Source organism: Streptomyces sp. NPDC027962 (assembly GCF_055566095.1).
The window spans coordinates 176,720-184,912 of record NZ_JBVHTA010000010.1 but is presented as its reverse complement, the minus strand read 5'-3'; the positions used below and the strand labels follow the sequence as shown (position 1 = coordinate 184,912).

At 68.5% G+C, this 8,193-nt stretch carries 3 protein-coding genes; all 3 read left to right on the top strand.

The annotated features are described in order from the left end of the window. Positions 1–4,220: hybrid sensor histidine kinase/response regulator (locus ACZ4SA_RS12845; RefSeq protein WP_468273134.1), on the top strand; the 4,220-nt coding region annotated here is incomplete at its 5' end. A 273-nt stretch (positions 4,221–4,493) separates the two neighbouring features. Further along, complete coding sequence (locus tag ACZ4SA_RS12840) at positions 4,494–5,177, top strand: response regulator (RefSeq protein WP_468273132.1); 684 nt, start codon at positions 4,494–4,496, stop codon at positions 5,175–5,177. A 116-nt stretch (positions 5,178–5,293) separates the two neighbouring features. Beyond that, the gene (locus ACZ4SA_RS12835) at positions 5,294–8,095 is read left to right on the top strand and encodes a DNA translocase FtsK (protein ID WP_468273129.1); all 2,802 of its coding nucleotides are present in this window, start codon (positions 5,294–5,296) and stop codon (positions 8,093–8,095) included. The last annotated feature ends 98 nt before the right edge of the window (positions 8,096–8,193 follow it).

Here is an 8,193-nt window from a genome sequence, read left to right as displayed (position 1 = left end):
CGACGGCGGTCGCCAACGGTGATCTGTCGCAGAAGGTCACCGTCGATGTGGCCGGCGAGATGCTGGAGCTGAAGAACACCGTCAACACGATGGTGGACCAACTCCAGTCTTTCGGTTCCGAAGTGACGCGCGTGGCCCGCGAGGTCGGCGTCGAGGGCCGCCTCGGCGGTCAGGCCGAGGTGCCGGGTGCGGCGGGTACGTGGAAGGACCTCACCGATTCGGTGAACACCGCGTTCCGGAACCTCACCGGCCAGGTGCGTGACATCGCGCAGGTGACGACGGCGGTCGCCAACGGTGATCTGTCGCAGAAGGTCACCGTCGATGTGGCCGGCGAGATGCTGGAGCTGAAGAACACCGTCAACACGATGGTGGCGCAGCTGTCCTCGTTCGCCGACCAGGTCACGCGCATGGCGCGGGACGTGGGCACAGAGGGCCGCCTCGGCGGCCAGGCGCGGGTCGACGGCGTCAGCGGTACGTGGAAGGAACTGACGGACTCCGTCAACTTCATGGCCGGCAATCTGACGTCGCAGGTGCGTCAGATCGCGCAGGTGACGACGGCGGTGGCTCGTGGTGACCTGTCGCAGAAGATCGACGTGGACGCGCGCGGCGAGATCCTCGAGCTGAAGAACACCATCAACACCATGGTCGACCAGCTGTCCGCCTTCGCGGAGCAGGTCACCAGAGTGGCTCGCGAGGTGGGCACCGACGGCCGCCTCGGCGGTCAGGCGCAGGTGCCCGGTGTGGCGGGCGTGTGGCGTGATCTGACGGACTCCGTGAACGGTATGGCCGGGAACCTCACGGCGCAGGTCCGCAACATCGCACAGGTGGCCACGGCGGTGGCTCGTGGTGACCTGTCGCAGAAGATCGACGTGGACGCGCGCGGCGAGATCCTCGAGCTGAAGAACACGCTCAACACCATGGTCGACCAGCTCTCGAACTTCGCGGAGCAGGTCACCAGGGTGGCCCGCGAGGTGGGCACGGAGGGCATCCTCGGTGGCCAGGCCGAGGTGCAGGGCGTCTCCGGCACCTGGAAGGACCTCACCCAGTCCGTCAATTTCATGGCCAACAACCTCACCAGCCAGGTGCGCAACATCGCCGAGGTGACGACGGCGGTCGCCAAGGGCGACCTGTCGAAGAAGATCACCGTCGACGCCAAGGGTGAGATCCTCGAGCTGGTGACGACCGTCAACACGATGGTCGACCAGCTCTCGGACTTCGCGGACGAGGTGACCCGTGTGGCCCGCGAGGTGGGCACGGAAGGTGTGCTGGGCGGCCAGGCGCGGGTGCGCGGCGTCACCGGCATCTGGAAGGACCTCAGCGACAACGTCAACCTGATGGCCAACAACCTGACCAGTCAGGTGCGCAACATCTCCCGTGTCTCCGCGGCGGTCGCCAACGGCGACCTGACGAAGAAGGTGACGGTGGAGGCGCGCGGCGAGGTCGCCGAGCTCGCCGACACCGTCAACACGATGGTGCGGACGCTGTCGTCGTTCGCGGACGAGGTGACCCGTGTGGCCCGCGAGGTGGGCACGGACGGCCGCCTCGGCGGCCAGGCGCGTGTGCCCGGGGTCTCCGGCACGTGGAAGGACCTCACGGAGTCCGTGAACTCGATGGCTTCCAACCTGACGGGGCAGGTGCGTCAGATCGCCACCGTCACGACCGCGATCGCCAAGGGTGATCTCACCCGGAAGATCGACATCGACGCGCGCGGCGAGATCCTCGAGCTGAAGACCACCATCAACACCATGGTCGACCAGCTCTCCTCGTTCGCGGAGGAGGTCACCAGGGTCGCCCGCGAGGTGGGCACCGACGGGCAGTTGGGCGGTCAGGCACGGGTGCGGGACGTCGACGGCACCTGGCGCGACCTGACCGAGTCGGTGAACGAGATGGCCGGGAACCTGACCCGTCAGGTGCGCGCCATCGCGGCCGTCGCGACAGCGGTGACCCGCGGTGATCTGAACCTCAAGATCGATGTGGACGCGGCCGGCGAGATCCAGGTCCTCCAGGACAACATCAACACGATGATCGCGAACCTCCGCGACACCACGCTCGCCAACGAGGAACAGGACTGGCTCAAGGGCAATCTGGCCCGTATCTCGGGTCTGATGCAGGGCCGTCGTGACCTCGAGGACGTCGCGTCGCTGATCATGAGCGAGCTCACGCCGGTCGTGTCCGCGCAGCACGGCGCCTTCTTCCTCGCGATGCCGACGAGCAGCCGATCGGACGCGTCGGCGGGCGGGGAGTCGTACGAGCTGGTGATGCGCGGCAGTTACGGCTACTCCGCCGGGCTGATGCCGACATCGTTCCGGCCGGGGGAGACCCTGATCGGGACGGCGGCGGAGGAGAAGCGGACCATCCAGGTCAATGTGCCGCCTGGCTATCTGCGGATCTCCTCCGGTCTGGGCGAGGCCTCCCCGGCGTATGTGATCGTGCTGCCGGTGCTGTTCGAGGGGAAGGTCCTCGGTGTGATCGAGCTGGCGTCGTTCCAGCCGTTCACCCAGATCCAGCGGGACTTCCTCAACCAGATCGCCGAGATGATCGCGACGAGCGTCAACACGATCAGCGTCAACACGAAGACCGAGGTGCTGCTCAAGCAGTCGCAGGAGCTGACCGAGCAGCTGCGCGAGCGTTCCGCCGAGCTCGAGAACCGGCAGAAGGCGCTGCAGGAGTCCAACGCCGAGTTGGAGGAGAAGGCCGAGCTGCTGGCGCAGCAGAACCGCGACATCGAGGTGAAGAACACCGAGATCGAGGAGGCCCGGCAGGTGCTGGAGGAGCGGGCGGAACAGCTCGCGGTCTCGATGCGCTACAAGTCGGAGTTCCTGGCGAACATGTCGCACGAACTGCGCACGCCGCTCAACTCGCTGCTGATTCTCGCGAAGTTGCTCGCGGACAACGCGGACGCCAATCTCTCGCCGAAGCAGGTGGAGTTCGCCGAGACCATCCACGGCGCCGGGTCCGACCTGCTGCAGCTGATCAACGACATCCTCGACCTGTCGAAGGTCGAGGCGGGCAAGATGGACGTCAGTCCGACCCGTATCGCGCTGGTGCAGCTGGTGGACTACGTCGAGGCGACCTTCCGGCCGCTGACGGCGGAGAAGGGGCTCGACTTCTCGGTCCGCGTCTCGCCGGAGCTGCCCGCCACCCTGCACACAGACGAGCAGCGGCTGTTGCAGGTGCTGCGCAACCTCCTGTCGAACGCGGTGAAGTTCACCGACAGCGGGGCTGTCGAGCTGGTCATCCGGCCGGCGGGCGCGGACGTGCCGCAGTCGATCCGGGAGCAGTTGCTGGAGGCCGGGTCGCTGACGGACGCGGACGGGGATCTGATCGCCTTCTCGGTCACGGACACGGGCATCGGGATCGCGGCCGGCAAGATGCGGGTGATCTTCGAAGCGTTCAAGCAGGCGGACGGTACGACCAGCCGGAAGTACGGCGGTACGGGTCTCGGCCTGTCGATCAGCCGGGAGATCGCACGGCTGCTGGGAGGCGAGATCCATGCGGCGAGCGAGCCCGGCCGCGGCTCGACCTTCACCCTGTATCTGCCGCTCCACCCCGCCGAGCTTCCGCCGCAGGGCTATCCGCAGCTGAGCCCGGGGATCACGGACAGCCGGGGCGCTGAGGGCGCCGCGGAGGAGGGCGGCGAGCAGACGAGCGTTCGGTCCGCTCCGGCTCCGGCTCCGCGCGCGGCCGCGGGGCCCGCGGCCCTGCTGCGGCGGCGGCGCAAGGCGCAGGCGGCCGTGGAGCCCCAGCGGACTGCCGGGCAGCCGGGTCAGGTGCCGGGCCGGGAGCCGTGGGCACAGATCGCCGGCGAGCAGGAGGGGCCGGAGCAGCGGCGGGTGTTCACCTTCGACGGTGAGAAGGTCCTGATCGTCGATGACGACATCCGCAATGTCTTCGCGCTCACCAGCGTGTTGGAGCAGCACGGGCTGTCTGTGCTCTACGCGGAGAACGGCCGGGAGGGCATCGAAGTGCTCGAGCAGCATGACGATGTGACTGTCGTACTGATGGACATCATGATGCCGGAGATGGACGGGTACGCGACGACGACGGCGATCCGCAGGATGCCGCAGTTCGCGGGGTTGCCGATCATCGCGCTCACCGCGAAGGCCATGAAGGGCGACCGGGAGAAGGCCATCGAGTCGGGCGCTTCCGACTATGTGACCAAGCCGGTCGATCCCGACCATCTGTTGACGGTGATGCAGCAGTGGATGCGCGGGGAGTGACTGCCGGGGTGCGATTTTGCGCGGGTCGCTGATCGGGTGTGGATGATCGCGTGTGAGGCCGGAGGATTCGGGGAACTATCCGGTCTCCCCCCGCGTTTGCGGTACGTGCACAGTGACATCGCGGTGACAGGGTGTGGCGACGGGCGGGGTGCGGCTACCATGACCGGCACAAGGACGGGCGGCGCAAGGGAGTCGTCCCCTGGGGCGGCGCCCGGTGCGTCCTCCGGCTCTTCGAGCCGGAGAGACCCCATGCCGGGGCGAGGAGGACGGGGCATGGTGCAGAAGGCCAAGATCCTCCTGGTCGATGACCGGCCGGAGAATCTGCTTGCGCTGGAGGCCATCCTCTCCGCGCTCGATCAGACACTGGTGCGGGCATCGTCAGGGGAGGAAGCGCTCAAGGCGCTGCTGACGGATGACTTCGCGGTCATTCTGCTGGACGTCCAGATGCCGGGAATGGACGGTTTCGAGACCGCCGCGCACATCAAGCGGCGGGAGCGGACCAGGGACATCCCGATCATCTTCCTCACCGCGATCAATCATGGACCCCACCACACCTTCCGCGGTTACGCGGCGGGCGCCGTGGACTACATCTCCAAGCCGTTCGACCCGTGGGTGCTCCGTGCGAAGGTCTCCGTCTTCGTCGAGCTCTACATGAAGAACTGCCAACTGCGTGAGCAGGCGGCGCTGCTGCGCCTCCAGCTCGAGGGCGGGGCACAGGCCGACGCCGGAGCCGGCCGGGAGCCCGCCGGGCTCCTCGCGGAGCTGTCCGCGCGGCTCGCCGCGGTAGAGGAGCAGGCGGAGGCGCTCTCCAAGCAGCTCGACGACGACTCGGCGGACGCGGCGGCGGTGGCCACCGCCGCCCACCTGGAGCGCAAACTCACCGGGCTGCGCAGGGCGCTTGACGCGCTGGAGCCCGGCACGGGCGGAGGGTCGGCCGCCCTCCCGTCGCAGAGTTGACGGCCGCTGCCGCGGCTTGAGGGGGCGTCAGTTTGCCGCCTCATAAGTCGCGACACGTACGGGTGAAGCGGTGGGCACACGTGTGAGCAGCGGTCGACACCGGTAACCTCACCACCATGGCCTCACGTACGTCCGGCAAGGGTTCCCAGGGCACGGCGGGCACCGCGAAGCCGCGCGCCGGCCGTACGACCGGTGTCGCGAAGAAGGCGGCGCCCGCCAAGAAGGCCGGGTCCCCCAAGAAGACCGTGCCCGCAAAAAAGGCTCCCGCGAAGAAGGCGGCGGTCAAGAAGGCGGCTGCGCCGAAGCCCGCACCGTCCCCCACCGGGGGCGTGTACCGCCTTGTGCGCGCCGTCTGGCTGGGATTCGCACACACCATCGGCGCGATGTTCCGCGGCATAGGGCGTGGCGCCAAGGGGCTCGACCCGGCGCACCGCAAGGACGGCTTGGCGCTGCTGCTGCTCGGCCTCGCACTGATCATCGCGGCGGGCACCTGGTCGAACCTCCAGGGTCCCGTCGGCAGTCTCGTCGAGATGCTGATCACCGGCGCGTTCGGCCGGCTCGATCTGCTCGCGCCGCTCCTGCTGGGCGCGATCGCCGTGCGGCTGATCCTCTACCCGGAGCGGCCCGAGGCCAATGGCCGTATCGTGATCGGTCTTTCCGCACTGGTCATCGGCGTGCTCGGCCAGGTCCACATCGCATGCGGATCGCCCGGCCGCGGCGAGGGCGCGGAGGCGATCCAGGACGCGGGCGGCCTGATCGGCTGGGGAGCGTCCAAGCCGCTGATCTTCATGATGGGCGAGGTGCTCGCCGTCCCGCTGCTGGTACTGCTCACCGTCTTCGGGTTGCTCGTCGTGACCGCCACGCCCGTCAACGCCATCCCGCAGCGCCTGCGGCTGCTCGGTTCCAAACTCGGCATCGTCGACCCGCCTGCCGGGCCGCGGGGCGAGGTCGGTGAGGACGACGAGCGGTACGACGAGCAGTGGCGCGAGGCGCTGCCCGCCCGACCCCGCCGCTCCTCACGCCGCGGCGAGATGCCCGTCGGCCACGACCCGGGCGCCGCGGAGGAAGAGGCGCTCTCCCGGCGCCGACGCCCACGCCGGCCCTCGGCGCAGCCGGCCCTCGGACGCGAGATGGACGCCGTGGACGTCGCGGCGGCGGCCGCCGCCGCCCTCGACGGAGCCGTACTGAACGGCATGCCTCCCTCGCCGCTCGTCGCGGACCTCACCCGTGACGTCACGGCCGAGCGGCAGCGCGCCGCCACGCCCGTGCCGACCGCCCGGGAGCCGGAGGACGCCGACCGCGGTGAGCCGAAGGCTCCCGGGCCGAAGGCCTCTTCGGCGAAGGACCCTGCGCCGAAGGGGGCCGTGCCCGACCTGACCAAGCCGGCGCCCGAGAAGTCCGAACCTCTTCCGCCGCGCGCCGAGCAGCTCCAGCTGTCCGGCGACATCACGTACGCGCTGCCCTCGCTCGACCTGCTCGAGCGCGGCGGCCCGGGCAAGACGCGCAGCGCCGCCAACGACGCGATCGTCGCTTCACTGACCAACGTCTTCATGGAGTTCAAGGTCGACGCCGCCGTCACCGGCTTCACCCGCGGCCCGACGGTCACCCGCTACGAGGTGGAGCTCGGCCCTGCCGTGAAGGTCGAGCGCATCACGGCCCTGACCAAGAACATCGCTTACGCGGTCGCCAGCCCCGACGTGCGGATCATCTCCCCGATCCCCGGCAAGTCCGCAGTCGGCATCGAGATCCCCAACACCGACCGCGAGATGGTCAACCTCGGCGACGTCCTGCGCCTCGCCGACGCCGCCGAGGACGACCACCCGATGCTCGTGGCGCTCGGCAAGGACGTCGAGGGCGGCTATGTGATGGCCAACCTGGCGAAGATGCCGCACGTCCTGGTCGCGGGCGCCACCGGTTCCGGCAAGTCGTCGTGCATCAACTGCCTGATCACGTCCGTGATGATAAGAGCGACGCCGGAGGACGTGCGGATGGTGCTCGTCGACCCCAAGAGGGTCGAGCTCACCGCCTACGAGGGCATCCCGCACCTGATCACCCCCATCATCACCAACCCCAAACGGGCCGCCGAGGCGCTGCAGTGGGTGGTGCGCGAGATGGACCTGAGGTATGACGACCTGGCCGCGTACGGCTACCGGCACATCGACGACTTCAACCAGGCCGTGCGCCAGGGCAAGGTCAAGTCGCCGGAGGGCAGCGAGCGCGAGCTCCAGCCTTATCCGTATCTGCTGGTCATCGTCGACGAGCTCGCGGACCTCATGATGGTCGCGCCGCGCGACGTCGAGGACGCGATCGTCCGCATCACGCAGCTGGCGCGCGCGGCGGGCATCCATCTGGTATTGGCGACTCAGCGGCCTTCCGTCGACGTCGTCACGGGCCTGATCAAGGCGAACGTGCCGTCACGGCTCGCCTTCGCCACCTCCTCCCTCGCCGACAGCCGGGTCATCCTCGACCAGCCGGGCGCGGAGAAGCTGATCGGCAAGGGCGACGGGCTCTTCCTCCCGATGGGCGCCAACAAGCCCACCCGCATGCAGGGCGCCTTCGTGACGGAGGACGAGGTCGCGGCCGTCGTCCAGCACTGCAAGGACCAGATGACTCCCGTCTTCAGGGACGACGTGGTCGTCGGCACGAAGCAGAAGAAGGAGATCGACGAGGACATCGGCGATGACCTCGATCTGCTCTGCCAGGCTGCCGAACTGGTCGTTTCCACGCAGTTCGGCTCGACGTCGATGCTGCAGCGGAAGCTGCGGGTCGGCTTCGCGAAGGCGGGCCGGCTGATGGACCTCATGGAGTCGCGGAACATCGTCGGCCCCAGCGAGGGGTCGAAGGCCCGTGACGTTCTTGTGAAACCCGACGAACTGGATGGAGTGCTCGCCGTGATCCGGGGAGAGACTCACTCGTAAGGGTTCGGTGAGCAACCGTTTCCCATGGTTATACGTCAAGTTGGAGGAAGGGATGTACAGATGTCCCCGACCCCGGGATCGGCCGTCCATTCCGATGG